At 72.5% G+C, this 20032-nt stretch carries 18 protein-coding genes; 8 read left to right on the top strand and 10 right to left on the bottom strand.

What is annotated here, in order from left to right:
* Positions 1–55 precede the first annotated feature (55 nt).
* Both AB0M43_RS21820 and AB0M43_RS21815 read left to right on the top strand, forming a co-directional pair.
* The gene (locus AB0M43_RS21820; RefSeq protein WP_363727393.1) at positions 56–889 is read left to right on the top strand and encodes a hypothetical protein; all 834 of its coding nucleotides are present in this window, start codon (positions 56–58) and stop codon (positions 887–889) included.
* Positions 890–963: 74 nt separating this feature from the next.
* Positions 964–1692, top strand: coding sequence for a DUF2071 domain-containing protein (locus AB0M43_RS21815; protein ID WP_363727391.1), 729 nt, complete (start codon positions 964–966; stop codon positions 1690–1692).
* A gap of 15 nt (positions 1693–1707) precedes the next feature.
* Here AB0M43_RS21815 and AB0M43_RS21810 read toward each other — a convergent pair whose 3' ends face one another.
* A complete protein-coding gene (locus AB0M43_RS21810) occupies positions 1708–2313 on the bottom strand; it encodes a TetR/AcrR family transcriptional regulator (RefSeq protein ID WP_363727389.1) in 606 nt (201 codons plus the stop codon).
* A gap of 65 nt (positions 2314–2378) precedes the next feature.
* Here AB0M43_RS21810 and AB0M43_RS21805 point away from each other — a divergent pair, with 65 nt between their 5' ends.
* A complete protein-coding gene (locus AB0M43_RS21805; RefSeq protein WP_363727387.1) occupies positions 2379–2795 on the top strand; it encodes a VOC family protein in 417 nt (138 codons plus the stop codon).
* A 258-nt stretch (positions 2796–3053) separates the two neighbouring features.
* Here the strand turns inward: AB0M43_RS21805 and AB0M43_RS21800 are convergent, their stop codons facing one another.
* Together AB0M43_RS21800 and AB0M43_RS21795 are read right to left on the bottom strand one after the other, a co-directional pair.
* Entirely contained in the window at positions 3054–3785 is a 732-nt protein-coding gene (locus AB0M43_RS21800) for an ABC transporter permease (protein WP_363727385.1), read from the bottom strand.
* Entirely contained in the window at positions 3782–4696 is a 915-nt protein-coding gene (locus AB0M43_RS21795) for an ABC transporter ATP-binding protein (protein ID WP_363727383.1), read from the bottom strand. The genes AB0M43_RS21800 and AB0M43_RS21795 overlap by 4 nt, the downstream gene beginning before the upstream one ends.
* 214 nt (positions 4697–4910) lie before the next feature.
* On the opposite strand from AB0M43_RS21795, the gene AB0M43_RS21790 reads away from it, so the two are divergent.
* From AB0M43_RS21790 to AB0M43_RS21780, 3 genes are read left to right on the top strand one after another with little or no spacing between them, the layout of a single operon-like run.
* Positions 4911–6443: a hypothetical protein gene (locus AB0M43_RS21790; RefSeq protein WP_363727381.1), complete on the top strand. Its 1533-nt coding sequence runs from the start codon at positions 4911–4913 to the stop codon at positions 6441–6443.
* A 10-nt stretch (positions 6444–6453) separates the two neighbouring features.
* The gene (locus AB0M43_RS21785) at positions 6454–8406 is read left to right on the top strand and encodes a phosphocholine-specific phospholipase C (RefSeq protein WP_363727379.1); all 1953 of its coding nucleotides are present in this window, start codon (positions 6454–6456) and stop codon (positions 8404–8406) included.
* A gap of 33 nt (positions 8407–8439) precedes the next feature.
* A complete protein-coding gene (locus AB0M43_RS21780; protein WP_363727377.1) occupies positions 8440–8904 on the top strand; it encodes a DUF4442 domain-containing protein in 465 nt (154 codons plus the stop codon).
* A gap of 28 nt (positions 8905–8932) precedes the next feature.
* Here AB0M43_RS21780 and AB0M43_RS21775 read toward each other — a convergent pair whose 3' ends face one another.
* Entirely contained in the window at positions 8933–12190 is a 3258-nt protein-coding gene (locus tag AB0M43_RS21775; RefSeq protein WP_363727375.1) for a PDZ domain-containing protein, read from the bottom strand.
* A gap of 4 nt (positions 12191–12194) precedes the next feature.
* On the bottom strand, positions 12195–12857 hold the full coding sequence (locus AB0M43_RS21770) for an ElyC/SanA/YdcF family protein (RefSeq protein ID WP_363727373.1): 663 nt from the start codon (positions 12855–12857) through the stop codon (positions 12195–12197).
* 122 nt (positions 12858–12979) lie between these two features.
* Between AB0M43_RS21770 and AB0M43_RS21765 the strand changes: the two genes are divergently transcribed.
* Positions 12980–13201, top strand: coding sequence for a hypothetical protein (locus tag AB0M43_RS21765; RefSeq protein WP_197007996.1), 222 nt, complete (start codon positions 12980–12982; stop codon positions 13199–13201).
* Between the two features lie 100 nt (positions 13202–13301).
* Here the strand turns inward: AB0M43_RS21765 and mshC are convergent, their stop codons facing one another.
* The 5 genes from mshC to AB0M43_RS21740 all read right to left on the bottom strand — a co-directional run bounded on the left by mshC (position 13302) and on the right by AB0M43_RS21740 (position 17960).
* Positions 13302–14540: a cysteine--1-D-myo-inosityl 2-amino-2-deoxy-alpha-D-glucopyranoside ligase gene (gene mshC, locus AB0M43_RS21760; protein WP_363727371.1), complete on the bottom strand. Its 1239-nt coding sequence runs from the start codon at positions 14538–14540 to the stop codon at positions 13302–13304.
* Positions 14541–14722: 182 nt separating this feature from the next.
* On the bottom strand, positions 14723–15493 hold the full coding sequence (locus tag AB0M43_RS21755) for an SCO1664 family protein (protein WP_363727369.1): 771 nt from the start codon (positions 15491–15493) through the stop codon (positions 14723–14725).
* Positions 15490–16038 carry a DUF3090 domain-containing protein gene (locus AB0M43_RS21750; protein ID WP_363727368.1) on the bottom strand — a complete coding sequence of 183 codons (549 nt, stop codon included), beginning with the start codon at positions 16036–16038 and terminating at the stop codon, positions 15490–15492. Before AB0M43_RS21750 ends, AB0M43_RS21755 begins: the two co-directional genes overlap by 4 nt.
* 31 nt (positions 16039–16069) lie before the next feature.
* Complete coding sequence (locus AB0M43_RS21745; RefSeq protein WP_363727366.1) at positions 16070–16774, bottom strand: MSMEG_4193 family putative phosphomutase; 705 nt, start codon at positions 16772–16774, stop codon at positions 16070–16072.
* Positions 16775–17135: 361 nt separating this feature from the next.
* Positions 17136–17960, bottom strand: a complete 825-nt coding sequence (locus AB0M43_RS21740) for an undecaprenyl-diphosphate phosphatase (RefSeq protein WP_363727364.1) — start codon at positions 17958–17960, stop codon at positions 17136–17138.
* Between the two features lie 571 nt (positions 17961–18531).
* Between AB0M43_RS21740 and AB0M43_RS21735 the strand changes: the two genes are divergently transcribed.
* Entirely contained in the window at positions 18532–19716 is a 1185-nt protein-coding gene (locus tag AB0M43_RS21735) for an MFS transporter (RefSeq protein WP_363727362.1), read from the top strand.
* Positions 19717–20032 lie beyond the last annotated feature (316 nt).

The following is a 20032-nucleotide window of genomic DNA, read 5'->3' as shown; positions in this document are numbered from 1 at the left end:
CGTTCGTGCCTTATGGACGGCGGCGGTGAGCGGTCCCCTGGAAGGGGAGGTGCACATGTCCGTCACCCGAGCCGAGATCCTCAGCAGAGCCGCCCGCCTCTGGCCCACGGGCACCGTCCCCTACTCCCAGGACCGGATCCACCGCCCGACCGGCTACCGGCAGGACTGCTCCGGCTTCGTGTCGATGTGCTGGGCGATCCCGGTCGACTCCCCCGGCAGCTTCGGCGGCATGAACACGGTCAGCCTGGTCACGGCGGGCTGGATGCGCGAGATCCCCGCCGCCGACCTGCTGCCGGGCGACGCGGTCGGCGTCTGCGGGCCCGGCACCGGCGGGGACGACGGGCACATCGTCCTCTTCGAACGGTGGCTCAACGACATCGACACCGACGACCGCTATTTCGGGTACGAGCAGGCCGGCGGCTCCGACGGCCCCCTGCACCGCGTCATCCGCTGGCCGTACGACGGCTCGGACGGCCCCTGGAAGGCGTACCGCTTCCGCGACATCTCCGAAGGTTTCGGCCCCGCACCCAGCCCGGGAGGTACCACCATGTCCGACTACACGCCGTTGGGGCGGCCCGCCGCCGTGGGCGACCGGGGGGACTCCGTGCTGCTCGCGGACCTCTGGTTCCAGGAGCTGCGCGACGACAGCCCGTTCATCGCGGGCAACCCGAGCCCGCGGGTGCTCCGCGAACGCCGGATCGAGGCCAAGTGCGACCAGGCCCTCGCCGAGCTGAAGGCCGCCCGGGCCGAGATCGCGGCGCTGCGGACCGGGGGCGTCGACATCGCCGCCCTGGCCGCCGCGATCGCGCCCCGGTTGCCGGCCGTGCCGTCGCTGGCGGAGATCGCGAAGGCCGTCGCGGACGAACACGCCCGCCGCGCCCGCGAGTAGGGCACGGCGCCCCGGGGTGACCCGATCCGCGCCGGGGCGGGGTCGGCGCGCGCCGCCCGGGATAGCGTGGGGGCATGGTCGAGCCTGTCACGCGTCTCGCGCCCCGCCCCCTGCGCGGCACGATCCTCGCCCAGGGCTGGCGGGACCTGACCCTGCTGCACTGGCCGGTCGACCCCGCGCTCGTCGCGCCGCTGCTCCCCCGGGGCACCGTGCCCGACACCCTCGACGGGGTGACGTACGTCGGGCTGGTGCCGTTCCGGATGGTCGGGGTGAGCCTGGGCCCGTGGCCACCCCTGCCCTACCTGGGCACGTTCGCGGAGACCAACGTCCGGCTGTACTCCGTGGACACCGCCGGCCGGCGCGGGGTCGTCTTCCGTTCCCTGGAGGCGGCCCGGCTGGCCCCGGTGCTGGCGGCCCGCTGGCTGTTCCGGCTGCCGTACATGTGGGCGCGGATGCGGATCACGAAGGCCGGCGACACGGTGGCGTACGAGACCCGGCGGCGGTGGCCCGGGCCGGTGGGGGCGGGTGGTCGGGTCCGGGTGCGGATCGGGGCGCGGATCGCGGAGCCGAGCGCGGTGGAGGAGTTCCTGACGGCGCGCTGGGGGCTGCACGTGGACTGGCACGGCCGGACCCTGTACCTGCCGAACGCGCACGAGGAGTGGCCGCTGCACCGGGCGGAGCTGCTGGAACTCGACGACGGGCTGGTGGCGGCGGCCGGGTTGCCCGGGCCGGTGGGGCCGCCGGTGAGTGTGCTGTGGTCACCGGGCGTGCGGGCCAGGTTCGGCCGACCGCTGCGGGGCTGACGGGTCACCCGCCGCCTAGCCGGTGCGCAGTGCCTGGAGCAGTCGGCCCAGCGCGGCCCTGGTGTCCGCCAGGTCACCGGGTCCGGCGGAGGACGCCAGCCACAGCGCCGCCTCGTTCATCGCCCCCGACAGCAGGTGGACCAGCGGGGCGACCGGCTGCGGCGCGATGATCCCGGCGTCGACGAGGCCGGTCAGCGCGTCGGCGAGATGCCGGGCCGAGGCGGCCTCGTCCATGGCCCGCCACGCGGCCCAGCCGAGCACGGCGGGCCCGTCGACCAGCATCACCCGTTGGATGTCGGGGTCCGTGGTGGCGGTGAGGAACTCCTGGCAGCCGGCGGTCAGCTGGTCCCAGGGGTCGTCGTGCGCGTCGGCGGCCGCCGCGACCCGTCGGCCCACCTCCTGCTGCACCTCCTCCAGGACGGCGCGGAACAGCTCCGCCTTGCCGCTGAAGTGGTGGTAGAGCGCGCCCTTGGTCACCCCGGCCGCCCGGACGATCTCCGCCAGGGCCACGTCGCCGTAGCCGCTGCCGGAGAACAGCCGCCGGCCCTCCCGGAGCAGTGCCTGCCGGGTCTGGTCCCGCTGTTGCGCCCGCACGCCGTCCTGCCGCATCGCACTCCTCATTGACATACCGACGGTACGCGAATAACGTCGTTCGCATACTAATGGTATGCGAAAGGAGCGCCGACATGAAGCTGACCGGCTTCTATCCCGTGATCGGCACGGCGGCACTGCGGGAGTCCCGCGACTTCTACACCCGACTGCTGGGCTTCGAAACCACCTTCGAATCCGACTGGTACGTCAGCCTGCGCCGCCCCGGCGACCCGGGCTACGAGCTGGCCCTCCTCGACCACACCCACCCGACCGTCCCGGAGGGCTACCGGGTCCCCGCCCGGGGCCTGCTGCTCAACGTCGAGGTGGCAGACGTGGACGCGGAGTGGGACCGGCTGGTCACCGGCGAGGGGCTGCACCCCGTGCTCACCCTGCGCGACGAGGACTTCGGCCAGCGGCACTTCATCGTGGCCGACCCGAGCAGCGTCCTGATCGACGTGATCACGCCCATCGCCCCCACCGCGGAGTTCGCGGAGCAGTACGTCACCGGCTGAACCGGCCCGGATCGGAGAGCTCCACCCCGACGGCGCGCCTGTCGGGGACCGGCCTCGGGTCGAGCAGGGCCTGGGTCCACGGGGACCGGTAGCCAACCGCGCGGGTCCCGGTACACGCAGAAGCCCGGCTCTCAGATTTCGCAGAAATCGCGATCTCTCAAGGGTCGGGCTTCACCTATCAGAATAATCCGACTCGCGGCTTTCGTCAAGAGAGCGCTACCTCCGGCCGGGTGCCCGGAACCGGACACCCCACCCGGATCAGGCGTCGCGGCGCGAGAAGAACAGCCACGCCGCCGTCAGCACGGCCGCCGTGCCGACCGCGAACACCCCGTACCCCACCCACGGCGACAGGGAACCCTGCTGCGCGGAGACCTGCATGATGCTCTGGCCGGCCTGGCTCGGCCACCACTTGCGGAAGGTGACCCCGTTCTCGCCGAGCGCGTAGGTGGCGATCGGCAGGATCATGATCGCGCCGATCGCGGTCGTGATCGCGGCGGCGGAGTGCCGCACGATCATGCCGATCCCGAACACGAACAGGCCGAGCATGCCCAGGTAGAGGCCGCCGCCGAGGACCGCGCGCAGCACGCCCGGCTCGCCGAGCCCGGCCGGCGCCTGGCTGACGGCCTGGCCGGCGCCGTAGGACAGGAAGCTGATCACCATGCCGGCGACCAGGCCCACGGCCGTGACCACGATGGCCTTGGCGGCCATCATCCGGCCCCGGACCGGCAGCACCGACAGGGAAGTGCGGATCATGCCCGTGGCGTACTCCGACGTGGCGGCCAGCGCGCCGAACACGCAGATCGCGAGCTGCCCCAGGATGATGCCGGCCAGGTTGTCGGACACGACGACGTCGACCGGCGTCCCCGGCACGGTGCCGGAGGAGGCCAGCACGCCGACCCCGACGGTGAGCGCGGCGGCGGCCAGCAGCGCCCAGAGCGTCGAGCGGATGGTGCGGATCTTCAGCCATTCGCTGGCGATCGCGTTGGTCATGCCGTGCCTCCAACAGTCGCGCGGTACTCCACCGCGTCGTGGGTCAGTTCCATGAACGCCTGCTCCAGGGAGGCCGACCGGGGGGCCAGTTCGTGCAGGGTGACGCCGTGCCGGGCGGCCAGTTCGCCGATGATCTCGATGGGCAGCTGGGTGACGGCGAGCGCCTCCCCGTCGGACTCCACGGTCGCGCCGGTGTTCTGCAGCACCTGGGCGAACCGCACGTTCTCGGGGGTACGCACCCGGATGTGGTTGCGCGAGGAGCGCTCGATGAACTCGGCCATCGAACAGTCCGCGACGAGCTTGCCCCGGCCGATGACGATCAGGTGGTCGGCGGTGTCCTGCATCTCGCTCATCAGGTGGCTGGACACGAACACGGCGCGGCCCTCGGCGGCCCGGGCCCGCAGGAAGTCCCGGATCCACCGGATGCCCTCGGGGTCCAGGCCGTTGACCGGCTCGTCGAACATCAGGGTGCGCGGGTCGCCGAGCAGCGCCGCCGCGATCCCGAGCCGCTGGCCCATCCCGAGCGAGAAGCCCTTGACCCGCTTCTTCGCCGTGTCGGCCATGCCGACCATGTCGAGCACCTCCTCGACCCGGGACCGGGGGATGCCGTTGGCCCGGGCCAGGATCCGCAGGTGGTTGCGGGCGGTCCGCCCGCCGTGCACGGCCTTGGCGTCGAGCAGCGCGCCGACCGTGTTCAGCGGGACGGCGGCCTCCGCGAAGGGCCTGCCCTCGACGGTCACCCGCCCGCCGGTCGGCCGGTCGAGGCCGAGGACCATCCGCATGGTGGTGGACTTGCCCGCCCCGTTCGGGCCGAGGAAGCCGGTGACCCGGCCCGGCTCGACGGTGAACGACAGGTCGTCCACGACGACTTTCGGGCCGTACCGCTTGGTGAGGTGCTCTGCGACGATCATGCCTCCGACGCTACGGAGCATCCCCCGCCGTCGCGTCTGCCCACGGGCTGGTGAGGTCGTCATACCGTGGTCGCAGAGAGCCCCCGTTCCGTTCACCCTCAGGTCATCGCCACCGACGGTAATGACTCCAGCCGACCGACCCGGTCGGTGACCGCTGCTGTCCGCCGGCCGCCCGGCCCGCGTCAGCCCCGGTCGGTGACGAAGGAGGACCCCGATGGCCGGCACGCTCACGCTCTCCGCGGCGACCGTGGCCCAGGGCAGCCCGGTGACGTTCGGTTACTCGACGGACCGGCCCGCCGCGAAGAACTGGGTGGGGCTGTACGCCCAGCCCGGCAACGGCCCGGTGAACCAGAAGTACGTGGGCTCCTCGACCGCCTACCTGTACGTCCCGGCCGCGTCGGGCACGGGCGGCTTCGACACGGCGGCCCTCGGCGCGGGCACCTACGCGCTCTACTACCTGGCCGACGACGGCTACGCCTGGCTCGCGCCGCCCGTGACGTTCACCGTGACGGCCGCCGCGCCGGTGGGCACCCTGGCCCTGACCGGCCCGGATCCGGTGGCCGGGGACCCGGTGACGTTCCGGTACACGACGAACTCGCCGCACCCGAAGAACTGGGTCGGGCTGTACACGGACCCGGGGAACGCGCCCAGCGACGGGCGCTCCAACGGGCCGTCCACGACCTGGAGGTACGTGACCGAAAAGGAGGGCACCGTCACCTTCGACGGGTCGACCTTCTACCCGGGGCGGTTCGTGGCGCTGCTGCTGGCCAGGGACGGGTACGCCGCCCTCGCCGGACCCGTGCCGTTCGCGGTCGGCGAGCCCGGCCACCCGGTGCGGCCCGACTTCCTCACCGACGTGTTCACCAGCCGCAACGTCCGGGCGGGCGAGCGGTTCCGGCTCGCCGTGGGAGGCCTGTGGACCGGGCCGGCGACGGCGTTCACGAAGGCCGGCGGGGACTCCTGGCTGTCCGTCGGGGCCGACGGCGTGATCGAGGGCCGCGCGCCCCTGACCGCGCCGCTGCGGCCCGCGACCGTGGTGGTCGCCGCCGGGGACGCGCGGCTGACCGTGCGGGTGCCGGTGTGCGCCCTGGACACCAGGACCGTGGACAAGCTGCGGGTGATGAGCTGGGAGCTGTGGGACGGCGGCAGTCACGTCGCCGACGCGGTGCGCAAGCAGGCCCGGGTGCTGCTGACCAACAACGTCGACGTGGTCGGGGTGCAGGGCGCGCCCGGTACGGCGGTCGCGGACCTGGCCCGGGTGCTGGGCTGGGAGTACGCGGCGGCGGACGGGGTGGGCGTGCTCAGCCGGTACCCGCTGACTCCCCGGACGGGGCAGGGTGGCGGGTCCGCGACGGCCGTGACCCTCCGCCTCGACGACCGGCGGCCCTTCGAGGTGGAGGTCTGGTCGGCCAGGTCCGGGCCCGGGCTGCTGGAGAGCATGGCCCCCGACCTCGCGAACGCCGCCCGCAGGCCGGTGCTGCTGGCCTGCACCGGGGAGGTGGCGGGAGCGCCGGCGGGCCTGAGGGACTCCTACCGGCTCGGCCGCCCCGACCCCGGGTTCACCTGGTCCCCGGTGCGCCCGACCGAGACCCCGGCCCGGCGGGACTTCGTCCACTTCGCCGGCGACCTGCGGGTCGAGGAGACCCATGTGCTCGTCACCGGCTGGCCGAAGCCCGTACCCGACCAGGCCGGCAACCGCTGGCCCTCCGACCACGCCGCCGTCGTCACGACGTTCCGCCTCCCCTAAGGACACTGTCATGCAGCTCTCCCGACGCAAGCTCCTCGGCGCGGGCGCGGCCGGCGCCGCCCTGTCCACGCTGCCGCTCGGCATGGCCGAGGCCCTGGCCGCCCCGGCCCGGACCGGGAAGATCGGGGACGTGGGACACGTGGTGATCCTGATGCAGGAGAACCGGTCCTTCGACCACTACTACGGGGCTCTGCGCGGCGTGCGCGGCCTCGCCGACCCGGCGGCGCTGCGGCTGCCCGACGGGGGCACGGTGTTCGAGCAGCCCGCCTACGGCCGGGCGGACGGGCGGCACCTGCGGCCGTTCCGGATCGACACGGCGAAGGTCAACGGGCAGCAGCTCGGGGACCTGGACCACTCGTGGAGCGGGACGCACCAGGCGTGGAACAACGGGATGTACAACCGCTGGATCCCGGCGAAGAGCGAGATGACCATGGGGTACTTCGGCCGCCAGGACATCCCGTACCAGTACGCGCTGGCCGACGCGTTCACGATCTGCGACGCGTACTTCAGCTCCGTGCAGGGCCCGACGAACCCGAACCGGCTCTACCACTGGTCGGGCATGCTCGACACCCGTGCGACCGGCGGCGGCCCGATCATCGACAACAGCCCGGCGCGCAACAACCCGAACTGCCACTGGACCACCTACCCCGAGCGGCTCCAGGCGGCCGGCGTCTCGTGGAAGGTGTACAGCAACCCGACCGACGACGAGCGCACCGGCAACTACGACGACAACTCGCTGGCGTGGTTCCGGCAGTACGCCGACGCGAAGCCCGGGAACCCGCTGCACGACAACGCGATGGTCAAGCGCACCCTGGACGACTTCGCCGCCGACGTCCTCGCCGACCGGCTGCCCACGGTGTCCTGGCTGGTCGCCCCGTACCTGTACTGCGAGCACCCGGCCGCCACCCCCAACTACGGCGCGCACTACGTGGACACCGCGCTCCAGGCGCTGTTCGCGAACCCGGCCGTGTGGGAGAAGACGGCGTTCTTCCTCAACTACGACGAGAATGACGGGTACTTCGACCACGTGGTCCCGCCGACCCCGCCGCCCGGCACCCCGGACGAGTTCGTGGCCGGCCGGCCGATCGGGCTCGGCCCCCGGGTGCCGATGACGGTGATCTCGCCCTGGTCGCGGGGCGGCTGGGTCAACTCCCAGGTGTTCGACCACACGTCCACGCTGCGCTTCCTGGAGGTGCTGACCGGGGTCCGCGAACCGAACATCTCCGCGTGGCGGCGGCAGGTGTGCGGCGACCTGACGAGCTGCTTCGACTTCGCGGCCCCGAACACCGTGATCCCGCTGCTGCCGGACACGAGGAGACTGGTCGAGATCTCCGACGCGTCCGCGAAGCTGCCGCCGGCCGTCGTCCCGGCCGTGGGCGCGCAGGTGCCGCCGGAGGTCGAGCCGGGTACCCGGCCGGCGCGCCCGCTGCCCTACCAGGTGTCCGGGAACGTGGCCGTGGACCGGGCCACCGGGCGGGTCACCCTGAAGCTCGTCAACTCCGGTGCCCAGGCCGCGCACATCGGGGTGTACGCGGACTCGCTGCTGCCGTTCACGCCGGTCCAGTACACCGTGGCGACGGGGGCCGAGCACGTCTGGGACGCGGCGGCGACCGACGGCCGCTATGACTTCTCCGCCTACGGTCCGAACGGTTTCCTGCGCTCGTTCACCGGGACCGTGGTGCACCCCGAGCAGGGCGACATCGCGATCCCGGCCGTGGCGCTGCGCCTCGGGCCCGCCCCGGAGCCGAAGAGGCGCACGGTCGTCCTGGAACTGTCCAACGCCGGCCTGACCAACGCGGTGTTCACGATCACAAGCCCGGGCAGGAGCCGCGTGGTGTACGTGAGCACCTGGTCTCCCGCCGAGGTCGAATGGCCCTGTGACCAGGGCAGATATGACGTGACCGTCACGTCGGAGACCGGTGACGGGTTCCGCTACCGGTTCGCGGGCTTCGTGGAGGCCTGACGGCCAATGTTACCGAGTGGTAACTTGAAGGGCATGCGAGCCAACACCCTGCGCCGGGGCATGAACCTGTGGCCCCCGTTCCTCTTCGCCGGCATCCGGGTCCTGAAGCTGTCCGACGACTACCGGCACGTCGAGGTCCGGCTCCGCCAGCGGAGATGGAACAGCAACTACGTGGGTACGCACTTCGGCGGCAGCCTGTTCGCCATGACCGACCCGTTCTGGATGCTGCTCCTGCTCCGCCGGCTCGGCCCCGGCCACGTGGTGTGGGACCGGGCCGGGGAGATCGAGTTCGTGTCCCCCGGGCGGGGCGACGTGTTCGCCCGGTTCGAGCTGACCGACGAGCGGGTCGCGGAGATCCGGGCGGCGGCCGAGGACGGGTCGAAGGTGCTGCCGTGGTTCGACACCGAGGTGGTGGCGGCCGACGGGACCGTGGTGGCCCGGGTGCGCAAGCAGGTGTACGTGCGGCGGAAGCCGGCGAAGGTGCCGGCTTCCGCCTGAGCGGGTTCCCCCGGGGGACCCCGGTGCGCTACTTCTTCTTCGGCGCGGCCTTCGACGCGGGCCCGGAGCCGGCCTCCGGCTTCGACCCCGGCTTCGGCAGCGGCCCCCGGGGCGGCAGCGGCGGCCGGCCCAGCCTCGGCAGGTCCACCGGCTTCGGGCTGTGCGGCGGCTTCTTCTCCAGCTCGGCCAGGGCCACCTCGATCGCCGTGTCCAGCTGCGGGTCCAGGCCGCGCGCGTAGTCCTGCGGGGTGATGTCCACGTCGATGTCGGGGTCCGTGCCGTAGTTCTCCACCCGCCAGCCGACGTCGTCGAAGCCGAACGAGTACTCCGGCTGGGTGGTGACCGTGCCGTCGGCCAGTTCGTGGTTGAGGGTGATGCCGACGACCCCGCCCCAGGTGCGGCGGCCGACGAGCGGGCCCAGGCCGTACACCTTGAAGGCGTGGCTGAAGATGTCGCCGTCGGAGCCCGCGTGCTCGTTGGTGAGCGCCACCATCGGGCCGCGCGGGGACTGGATCGGGTACGGCTCCGGGGCCGCCCACCGCGGGAAGTCGTACGCGATCCGGCGGCGGACCAGGCGCCCGATCACGAGCGCCGACACGTGCCCGCCGCCGTTGAACCGGACGTCGACGATCAGCCCGTCGCGGTCGTACTCGGTCAGGTAGCCGCGCTGGAACTCCGCGTACCCGTCGGGGCCCATGTCGGGGATGTGCAGGTAACCGAGCCGGCCGTCCGAGCGCTCCCGGACCAGGGCCCGGTTGGCCTCCACCCAGTCCCGGTAGCGGCCCGGCCGCTCGTCGGCCACGGTGCGCACCGACACCGTGCGCGGCTCGCCGTTGGGCCGGCGCACCGTCAGCTCGACCTCGGTCTCGGCGAGGTTGACCAGCAGCTCCGCCGGGGTGGCGGTGCCGAACTTCCGCCCGTTGACCGCGACCAGCACGTCGCCGGGGGCCACGTTGACGCCGGGCCGGTTCAGCGGGGACGTCGCGTCGGGGTCCCACGGGTCGCCGGCCACGATCCGGTCGATCCGGTACCCGCCGTCGACGGCCGTGAAGTCCGCGCCCAGGTGGCCCTGCCGGTAGTAGGGCCGGGACCGGTACTCGCCGCCGAACTCGTACGCGTGCGACGTGCCCAGCTCGCCCTGCACCTCCTGGAGCAGGTCGGACAGCTCGGAACGGGTGGTGACCCGGTCGACCAGGGGCGCGTACCGGTCGTAGGTGGCCGGCCAGTCGATGCCGGCCATGTCCGCGATCCAGAAGTGCTCGCGCTGCAACCGCCACGCCTCGCGGAACATCTGCCGCCACTCGGCCTCCGGGCGCACCGACACCTTCACCCGGTCGAGGTCGACCCAGCCGCCCGCGCGGTCCTCGCCGTCCTCGTCGGGGGCCTTGTCGCCGGCCTTGATGACCCGGAGCCGGCTGGCGGACCGGTACAGCAGCGTCCTGCCGTCGGGGCCGACCTCGAACTCGGTGACCGCGTCGGCGATCCGCTCCGTCTTGGCGGTCTCGAACTCGTAGGACTCCAGGATCCCGGTCGCCTCGCCGTCCGCGTCGAACCAGCGGTGCTTGCGGCTGCCGTGCACCGGCTCGGACAGCATCAGGAGCTTGCCGGCCACGGCGGAGACGGACCGGTACCGGGCCTCGGGGACCGGGAACGCCAGTACCCGGCTCTCGATGCCCTCGAAGTCGATCACCTCGTCCTTCGGCTCGTCCCCGGCGGCGTCGTCCTTCTTGTCCTTGTCCCCCTCGACCAGCGGCTTCGGGGCGAGCACGAACGGCGACGGCAGGTCCGCGCGCAGGGCCACCGCGTACGGCCGGCTGCCGAACGGGAAGCCCAGGTCGAACTGGAGCTCGTCGTACACCGGGTTGAACTCGCGCTGGCCGAGGAAGTACAGGTACTCGCCCTTGGGGTCGAACACCGGGGACGAGTCGTGCAGCACCGGGCGGGTCACGGCCCGCGTCTCGCCGGTCTCGCGGCGGCAGACCCGGATCTCGCTCGACCCGGCGCTGACCGGCAGCGTGTACGCCAGCCAGCCGCCGCCCGCCGACCAGGCCAGGTCGGCGACCTTGCCGTGCCCGCTGCGGTCCACCTGCCGGGCCGAGCCGCTCTCGGTGTCGACGAGCCACAGCTCGCACCGGTGGTTGGCGACCGCGACCGTGGCGCCCTTCGGGGCCGGGGCCAGGGCCACGATCCGGCCCAGGTCCTCCGCGATCGTGGTGGTCGGACCGCCGTCGGCGGCGAGCACCACCAGGTCCTCCCGGTCGCCGTCCCCCGCCGCCGCGGCGACGAGCTTGTGCCCGTCGGCCAGCCAGGTCAGTTCCCGGTACCGGACGCCGTCGGCCTCGCCGTGCTGGCGGACCGGCCCCTCCCAGTGGCCCAGGGAGAACGCCTTGCCCCGGACCGTCACCGCCAGGCCCGAACCGTCCGGGTGCAGGGTGGCGCTGTGCAGGTGCCGGGTCGAACTGACGAACCGCCGGGACCGCTGGGTGCGCGAGCTGCCCAGCTCGACCTCGACCTTCCGGGTCTCCCCGCCCTCCTCGAGGACGTAGAGGTCCCCGCCGAGGTGGTAGGTCAGCCGGCGGTCGTCGCCCGTCAGGTTGCGGGCGTAGAAGTCCTCGTGGTCGGTGTGCCGGCGCAGGTCCTCGCCCGACGCGGCGCACGAGTAGACGTTGCCGACCCCCTCGTGGTCGGACAGGAAGTACACCCGGTCGCCGATCCAGCACGGGGCGGCCAGGTTGCCGTCCAGCGTGACCAGGCCGTGGAACTCGCCGCCGCCGTCCGGGTCGATCCACAGTGTGCCGGCCGTGCCGCCCCGGTACCGCTTCCAGATGGCCGGGTCGTGGGTGTTGCGGCCGAGGACGACCGCGCCGCCGGGCCCGTACGCGACGCTGCGGGCCAGGCCGCCGTACGGCACCACCTGGGACAGTCCGCCGGTCGCGGCCACGGTGCGCAACTGGCGGCGGTTGTGCGGCAGGTCGGCGTTGGAGGCGTAGACGATCCGGCCCTCCGGGTCCCAGCCGGCGATCCCGACCAGCAGGCCGTGGTGGGTCAGCCGGCGCAGCTCGCCGCCGGCCGCCGGCATCACGCACACCTCGCCGGGGCCCTCGTCGCTACCGGCGAAGGCGATCAGCGTGCCGTCCGGGGACAGCCGGGGCTGACTGGCCTCCGCCACGCCCGCCGTGAGCCGGGCGGCTCTGCCACCACCGGCGGGAACCGTCCACAGGTCGTCCTCGCAGACGAAGATGAGGGTGTCGTCGTGCAGCGTCGGAAATCTCAGGTAGCCAGCCATCCGGTCAATCTAGCCGGAGGGAGTCCTCCACCGCTGTCTCATGTTTGCCCAGGAAACGCGGATCGGGCCAGCCGACGATCTCCAGCACGGCCTTCACGCAGGCCACCTTGTCGCGGGCCGCGCCCGTGTACCAGGGCTTCGGCCACTTGCGCATCGAGTCGTCGCCGACCCCGACCGCGTCGATGCCCTGCTGGCGGCACAGCGCCACCGCGCGGGTGACGTGGAAGCCCTGCGTGACCACGGTCGCCGACGTCACCCCGAAGACCTTTCTGGCCCGGACACACGACTGGTACGTGTCGAAGCCGGCGTGGTCGCCGTTCACCTTGGCCTGCGGCACCCCGTGCTCGATGAGCCAGGCGCGCATCGGGTCGACCTCGTTGTACTCGGGCTGCCCGTCGTCGCCGGACACCAGGATCGCGCGCACCTTCCCGGCCTGGAACAGGTCCAGGGCCAGCTGGAGCCGGGCCCGGAGGAAGTCGGAGGGCTGGCCGTCCGGGTTCACCTGCGCGCCGAGCACGATCGCGACCGGCCGGTTCGGCACCGACGCCGCGTCGTAGACCTGGCCGCCGGCCGCCCACGACACCACGGCGACCGCGCCGCCGACCGTCGCACCGCCACCGACCAGCCCCGCGAGGGCCAGCACGAGCAGCCGCCTCGGGGTCACCACACGCCTCAGGTTCCGCCACATGTCCGCAACAATGCCGGAGCGGATCCCCGATCCGCCACCGGACTTTCCGGACGTCGCGGGTGTAACGGACGGACGGCGGATCGGGGGTAGGCTCCAGAACCATGGGCGCCCTCCAGGATGATCACGACATCACCCGACCGCCGAACGGCTGCCAGCCCGTGCGCTGCACCGCCGGCTGCGACGACGGCCTGGTCGACATCCCCCGGGCGATCGTCGGGCCCGTGCTGGGCACTCCACTGGCCCCCGGCGAGCTGACCACCGTCCTGCGGCCCGCACGGTGCCGGGCCTGCAACGGGCGCGGCTGGCTCTGGGGCGTGGAGTAACGCTCGGGGGTGCCGCCGCGCGCCGGGCCGGGCGCCCGGCGTACACAGAAAATGCGTCTGACCTTGAACTTCCAAGGTCAGACGCATCATCCGGGGGTACCTACAGCTCGATGCCCAGCAGCGCGTCGACCGCGTCCCTGACCAGCGCCGGGGCGGCCGGGTCGTTGCCCTCGCCCGCCAGGGTCGCCTCCGCCCACGCGTCCACCGCCGCCAGCGCGCCCGGGGTGTCCAGGTCGTCGGTCAGCCGGTCGCGGAGCGTCGCCACCAGGGCCTGGCCCGACAGCGCCACCGGGCGGGCCGCCGCCTCGCGCCACCGGTCGAGCCGGAGCTGGCCGGCCTTGCCCACCTCGTCGGTCCACTGCCGGTCCGTGCGGTAGTGCTCGGCGAGCAGCGCCAGGCGGATCGCCATCGGGTCGACGCCGGTGCCGCGCAGCTTCGACACGAACACCAGGTTGCCCTTGCTCTTGCTCATCTTCTCGCCGTCGAGGCCGATCATGCCCGCGTGCGTGTAGTGCCCGGCGAACGGGTGCGCGCCGGTCAGACACTCGGCGTGCGCGCTGGACATCTCGTGGTGCGGGAACAGCAGGTCGTTGCCGCCGCCCTGCACGTCGATCCGCTCGCCCAGCAGCCCGAGGGCGATCACGGCGCACTCGATGTGCCAGCCGGGGCGGCCCGCGCCGAGGGAGTGCCCGTCCCAGGACGGCTCGCCCTCGCGCGCGCCGCGCCACAGCAGCGCGTCCAGGGCGTCCCGCTTGCCGGCCCGGTCCGGGTCGCCGCCGCGCTCGGCGAAGAAGCCGAGCATGGCCTCGCGGTCCAGCCGGGACTCGTAGCCGAAGGCGGGGGCCCTGGTGATGTCGAAGTACACGTCGCCGGTGCCGTCGTCGAGCACGTAGCCGGCCCCCGAGGCGACGAGGCGCTCGATGTGGTTGACGATCTCCGGGATCGACTCGACCGCGCCGACGTAGTGGTCGGGCGGGAGGATCCGCAGCGCCTCCATGTCCTCGCGGAACAGGGCCGTCTCCAGCATGCCGAGGACGATCCAGTCCTGCTTGTCGCGGGTGGCCCGCTCCAGGAGGGGATCGTCGATGTCGGTCACGTTCGAGACGTACTCGACCACATGTCCGGCGTCGCGCCACAGCCGGTTGATCAGGTCGAAGCTGATCATGGTGGCGGCGTGGCCGAGGTGGGCCGCGTCGTACGGGGTGATGCCGCACACGTACATCTTCGCCGCCCCGGTCGGGGAGGTGGGACGTACGGCGCCCGTCGACGAGTCGTACAGCGCGACGGGGCGGCCCGAGCCGGGAAGCGTGGGCAGGGAGGGTGCCAACCAGGATTCCATCCCGCCAGCCTATCCAGCCGGGGTCGGGTCGCGGTGATCGACGGAGCGCACGGCGGGGTCGGGTGGATCACAGGTCAGGGGGCTGGTGCCGGGGCCCCGCGTCCGGCACGGCGGCCCCGCGTGGCGGGTGCGACCGCCCGGGGTCCACCGCCGCGTGGCACAGGGCGACGCCCCGAGCGGACCTACAGCGCCGGGAACGGCAGCGGCGGCCACCGGTCGCTCGGCTCCGGGAACGCCCCGGTCGCCAGCAGCCGGTCGATCCGGAACCCGACCGCGTCCACCTCGACCCGGGTCAGGTGCCCGGCGAGCGCCACCCCCAGCTCCCGTTCCAGGGCCACCCTCAGGTGCCCGAGCACCCCGGTCACCTCGCCCGGCAGCTCCTGGCCGGCCCAGCCCCACAGCACGGTGCGCAGCTTGTCCTCGGCGTGGAAGCACACCCCGTGGTCGATGCCGTACACGTGCTGGTCGGCGTCGCGGAGCAGGTGGCTGCCCTTGCGGTCGGCGTTGTTGACGATCCCGTCGTACGCGGCGATCCGGGCCAGCCCCGGCTCGTCGGCGTGCCCGAGGAGCCCGCCCTCGGCGGAGGCGATCGCGTGCCAGCCCTCGGGGAGCTCGCGGGCGAAGTCGACGAGGGGCGGCTCGACGGCGTCGATCCACAGCTGGCAGGAGCCGGCCCCGTACGGCCCGTCGCGCAGCACCGTGGGCGGCACGGAACCCCAGCCGGTGGCCTCGCTGACCAGGTACGCGGCGACCTCGCGCCCCGCCAGGGTGCCGTCCGGGAAGTCCCACAGCGGCCGCTCGCCCTTCACCGGCTTGTACACGCACCGCGCGGTCACCCCGGCGTGCGTGACGAACGCGCGCAGGGTGGCGTTGGAGGCGTCGACGAGGCGGCCCTCGAGTTCCAGTTCCCCGTGGGTGAGGAGCTCGAGGGCGGCGTCGGGGTCGAGGTTCAAGACGTGCGGTGGTAGCCGTTGTGCCGGGGGCACAGGTGGCCGGCGGGGTCGAGGGGCTGGCCGCACAGCGGGCACGGCGGGCGGCCGGCCGCGACGAGCCTGCGGGCCCGGTCGATGAACTGCCGGGTGGCGGCCGGGCTGATCCGGACCCGGAGCCGGTCGAGGGTCGCGTCGGGCTCGCCCTCCTCGGTCTCCTCCGTCTCCGCCTCGCTGGCCTCCACGGCCTCGATGACCACTGTGGTCGAGTCGGTGTCCCAGGCCAGGCCGAGGGTGCCGACCCGGAACTCCTCGTCCACGGGGGTGTCGAGGGGGCCGTTGTCGCTGGGCTGGCCGGCGGGGGCCTCCACGCCGAACCGGAGCCGGACCTCGTCGAGCAGTTCCTCGAGCTTGTCGGCGAGCAGGGAGACCTGCATCTTCTCCAGCGCTACGCTGACGAGTCGGCCGCCGCCGCGGGCCTGGAGGAAGAACGTCCGGTCGCCGGGGACCCCGACCGTGCCGGCGACGAACCGGTCCGGGGGTTCGAAGGCGTACACCTGGTGGGTCACGGCGCCACCTCACCGCGGTCGTTGCGCTCGCTCATGTAGTGACCCTACCCGCGCCGCCGCCCACGACGGCGTCTGAGGTTGTCGCCTCGGCCGGGTCGGTCGGCACCAATCCGGACAGGTCGCCCCCCACGTCGTTCACCCTCAGCAGAAAGGGCCGGGTCTCCGTGTACCGGATGACCGTCAGCGACGCCGGCTCGACCACGATCCGCTGGAACTGGTCGAGGTGCAGGCCCAGCGCGTCCGCCGTCACGGCCTTGATCACGTCGGCGTGGCTGCACGCGACCCACACGGCGTCGGGGCCGTGCTCCGCGCCGATCTTGGCGTCCCAGTCCCGGGTGGCGGCGACGCACCGGGCGGCCATGGCGGCCATGGACTCCCCGCCGGGGAACACCGCCGCGCTCGGGTGCCGCTGCACCACCCGCCACATCGGGTCCTCGGCGAGCTCGCTGATGGGCCGGCCGGTCCAGTCGCCGTAGCCGGCCTCGGCGAACCGGGCGTCGATCAGCGGTTTCTCGCCCTCGGCGTCGCGCGCGGCGAGCACCGCCTCGGCGGTCTGCCGGCAGCGCCGGACGGGACTGGTGACGACCGCGGCGAGGGGCACGGCGGCGAGCCGGGCGGCGACGGCCGCGACCTGCCGCTCGCCGAGCTCGTCGAGCGGCACCGGAAGGTCACCCGCGAGGATGCCAGCGGTGTTGGCGGTGCTCCGCCCGTGGCGGAGAAGCAGGACTGTGGGCACGAAACGGAATTCTAACGCGGGCGGGTGTGACGGCCGGACGAGCCGTCACACCCCCGCGGTCACCCGCCCGCGCCTGACAACGCAGCGGCCGGCGCACTTTGGGACCACGCCGGGCACACTGACCCCGGCCCAGTGTGGCTCGGGGCCCCGTGCCGGCGGGAGCGTTTTCCACCATCCCTCACAAACGACAAACCATCCGATGGGTACGCGAAGCGGACAGCTCCGCGCTGGCCGACGCGGGGCCCGAACCCGCCGGGCCGTCGGTGGCCGGCACGGCGGACCCGACCGGCGCGGCGGCCGAAACGGCGACGGCACGGACACCCGCCGGAGCGGAGGTCCGTGCCGTCGGGGGCGCGCCCGGTCAGGTCGCCGTGATCGTGCCCGCGACCAGGAGGCCGATGATGCCGAGGCCGAGCAGCACCCGGTACCCGACGAAGGTCGTGATCGAGTGTTTGGCCACGAACTTGAGCAGCCAGGCGATCGACGCGTACCCCACGACGAAGCTGACCACGGTGCCCACGATCAGCGGCCCGGCCCCGATGCTGCCGTCCAGGGCGTCCTTGAGTTCGTAGAGCCCGGCGGCGGTGAGGGCGGGGATGCCCAGGAAGAACGACAGCCGGGTGGCCGTGACCCGGTCGAGGTCGCGCAGCAGGCCGGCGGAGATCGTGGCCCCCGACCGCGACACCCCGGGCACCAGGGCGATGCACTGCATGAACCCGATCACCAGCACGTCCTTGAGGGTGACCTCCTTCTCGCCGCGCTGCTGCGGGCCGACCCGCTCGGCGAACCACATCACCGCGCTCCACACGATCAGCGCGCCGGCCACGAACCACAGGCTGCGCAGCGGGCCCTTGATCAGCGGCTTGCCGAGCAGCCCGACGACCGCGATCGGCAGCGAGCCGGCGATGACGTACCAGCCGAACCGGTAGTCGAAGCCGCGCTTGTCCTTGTTCGCGATCCCCTTGGCCAGCCCGACGACGATCCGCGCGATGTCCTTGCGGAAGTACAGGATCGCCGCCGCGATCGCGCCGATCTGGATGACCGCCGTGTACGCCGTGACCGCCGGGTCGTCCACCTTCATGCCCATCAGCTTCTCGGCGATGGTGAGGTGCCCCGTGGAGGACACCGGCAGGAACTCCGTGAACCCCTCGATGATCCCGAGGACAATGGCCTGCCAGATCTCCACTAACTACTCCCCAGTTCCCGAGCGCTCCAGAGCGTCGGCCAGCCCGCGCGGGATGGCCACGCCGTCCTCGATGTCCGAGTCGAACACGCTGACGGACAGCGTAGTCACCCCCGCTCCGGTACCTGCGTGACCCTGGCCGTGCGCTGTCGGCCGCGGTGCCGCTGACGCGCACCCCTGGTGGCTTCGTCACGCAGCCCACCGGCCCTGCTACCACGCCTGCCGCACGGGCATCCGTGCACCCGGTCTGGCCACCGCGTCGGCGTCCCGCCCGCGTCCGCGCGGCCACCGTCTGGGACATCGGTCGACACCTCCGACACGGCCGGCCGACGACACCGCCAACCCGAATCCGGAGCTTCTCACCGCCCGCCGTGATCCCGGACGGACGGGCATCACGGAGAACACGTCCACACCGGACCCCGACATCGTCCGGCCGCTCGTTCCCCGCCAGACGGGGTTGCGGATCGATCTGTCCGTCTGCTTGGATTGGGCAATGACGGGGGTCAAATCAATCTTCACTCTGATAACGCCACCGGGTCGCCTCGCGCGTTCACTCGCGCTCCAGTCGGCCCTGATGGCGATCGGAGTCGGCACGTTCCTCACTGGCAGCGTGGTGTTCTTCACCCATGTCGTGCACCTCAGCCCCATGCAGATCGGCCTCGGGTTCTCCCTGGTCGGCCTGGTGCGCCTACTGGGCTCCCTGCCGCTCGGGCACCTGGCCGACCGACTCGGTGGCAAGCGAGCCTGGGTGCTCGGCGCCGGAGTGGAAGCCATCTGTTTCGCCTGCTTCCCCCTGGCACGGGGCTTCTGGTCATTCCTCGCGATCATGGTCGGCTGCGCGATCGCCGACTGCCTGGCCAGCTCTGGCCGACTCGTGTACATCGCCGCCGCTCTGCCCACAGAGGACCGCGTGCGGTCGATGGCCTTCATGCGCGCGTTCTTCAACATCGGCTTCACGATCGGAACCGGATTCGGCGCCGTGGCCTTGGCATTCGACTCCAACGCCGCACTGATCGCGATGGTGATGGTCAACGTGGTGGGCCTCGCGAGCAACGCGTACTTCGTCTCCCGAATGGCCACGGTCATCGTCGCGCGCCCCGAGAAGCGGGAACGCACCAGCCCGTGGCGCGTCCTCACCGACCGGCCGTACCTAGGCCTCTCCGTCGTCTTCGCCGCCCTCGCGTGGCACGGGATGATCCTCAACGAGGTTCTTCCGCTGTGGGCGATCACCCATACCGATGTGCCCAAACCCGTTCTCGGCGGGCTGTTCGCACTCAACACCGTCATGGCCGTCCTACTACAGGTCCGGGCCACGCGGACCGCCGACACGGTCGCCGGCTCCACCCGCCTGTTGCGCCTGGCGGCGCTGTGCACTGCCGCGGCGTGTCCGATGCTCGCACTGAGCGGGCTTACCCGCGGCTGGGTCACGATCGCGGTTCTCGCAACGAGCGTCGCACTACTCACCGCGACCGAGTTGTGGTCTTCAGCCGCAGAATGGCTGTTCGCCACGGAGGTCCCGCCGCCTGACCAACGGGGTGCGTACGAAGGCGCCTTCAGCACCGTCGGCGGAATCGGCCAGATGATCGGACCGGTCGCTCTGACCTATCTGGGCATCTCCACGGGCGGCTGGGGCTGGTGGGTGATCGCCGGGCTGTTCCTCGTCTGCGCGGCGGTGACGAGACCTGTCACCGCCTGGGTCACCCGGACACCGCGCAACGGCCAGGTCGAGCCCGAGCGCACGGCAGCCACACTCTCCTGACCGCGCGCCAACCGGCGCTCGCACGGTGTGCCGCCGTGCGCCGCCTAGCGGGGCCGGAAGAGCGTTGCCAAGTGCCGCTAGGCGGGCCGCCACCCAGGACGACAAAACCATTCCCGGAATTCAATGTATCGGGGCAGCGCTCCACGCCACCACCGTGTACCTTTCGTTCGTAGCCGCTCTTCTCCAGCGAATGCCGGAGCACCGGCAAACAGTCCGGCGCTGAGCAGGTCGGCAGCGAAGGTCCATCATGTGCCCCGACGATGGCAATCCAGCCATCGTGGACGCCGTCCGCCCCACATCCCGCGATCTGTGCTCC

Source organism: Longispora sp. NPDC051575, assembly GCF_040681875.1.
Classification (GTDB): domain Bacteria; phylum Actinomycetota; class Actinomycetes; order Mycobacteriales; family Micromonosporaceae; genus Longispora.
This window is presented reverse-complemented; position numbering and strand designations above follow the sequence as displayed.

Excerpts from the sequence above, each read along its gene's own strand:
- AB0M43_RS21820 (WP_363727393.1), top strand. The coding sequence starts at position 56 with ATGTCCGTCACCCGAGCCGAGATCCTCAGCAGAGCCGCCCGCCTCTGG.
- AB0M43_RS21815 (WP_363727391.1), top strand. The coding sequence starts at position 964 with ATGGTCGAGCCTGTCACGCGTCTCGCGCCCCGCCCCCTGCGCGGCACG.
- AB0M43_RS21810 (WP_363727389.1), bottom strand. The coding sequence starts at position 2,313 with ATGAGGAGTGCGATGCGGCAGGACGGCGTGCGGGCGCAACAGCGGGAC.
- AB0M43_RS21805 (WP_363727387.1), top strand. The coding sequence starts at position 2,379 with ATGAAGCTGACCGGCTTCTATCCCGTGATCGGCACGGCGGCACTGCGG.
- AB0M43_RS21800 (WP_363727385.1), bottom strand. The coding sequence starts at position 3,785 with ATGACCAACGCGATCGCCAGCGAATGGCTGAAGATCCGCACCATCCGC.
- AB0M43_RS21795 (WP_363727383.1), bottom strand. The coding sequence starts at position 4,696 with ATGATCGTCGCAGAGCACCTCACCAAGCGGTACGGCCCGAAAGTCGTC.
- AB0M43_RS21790 (WP_363727381.1), top strand. The coding sequence starts at position 4,911 with ATGGCCGGCACGCTCACGCTCTCCGCGGCGACCGTGGCCCAGGGCAGC.
- AB0M43_RS21785 (WP_363727379.1), top strand. The coding sequence starts at position 6,454 with ATGCAGCTCTCCCGACGCAAGCTCCTCGGCGCGGGCGCGGCCGGCGCC.
- AB0M43_RS21780 (WP_363727377.1), top strand. The coding sequence starts at position 8,440 with ATGCGAGCCAACACCCTGCGCCGGGGCATGAACCTGTGGCCCCCGTTC.
- AB0M43_RS21775 (WP_363727375.1), bottom strand. The coding sequence starts at position 12,190 with ATGGCTGGCTACCTGAGATTTCCGACGCTGCACGACGACACCCTCATC.
- AB0M43_RS21765 (WP_197007996.1), top strand. The coding sequence starts at position 12,980 with ATGGGCGCCCTCCAGGATGATCACGACATCACCCGACCGCCGAACGGC.
- mshC (WP_363727371.1), bottom strand. The coding sequence starts at position 14,540 with ATGGAATCCTGGTTGGCACCCTCCCTGCCCACGCTTCCCGGCTCGGGC.
- AB0M43_RS21735 (WP_363727362.1), top strand. The coding sequence starts at position 18,532 with ATGGCGATCGGAGTCGGCACGTTCCTCACTGGCAGCGTGGTGTTCTTC.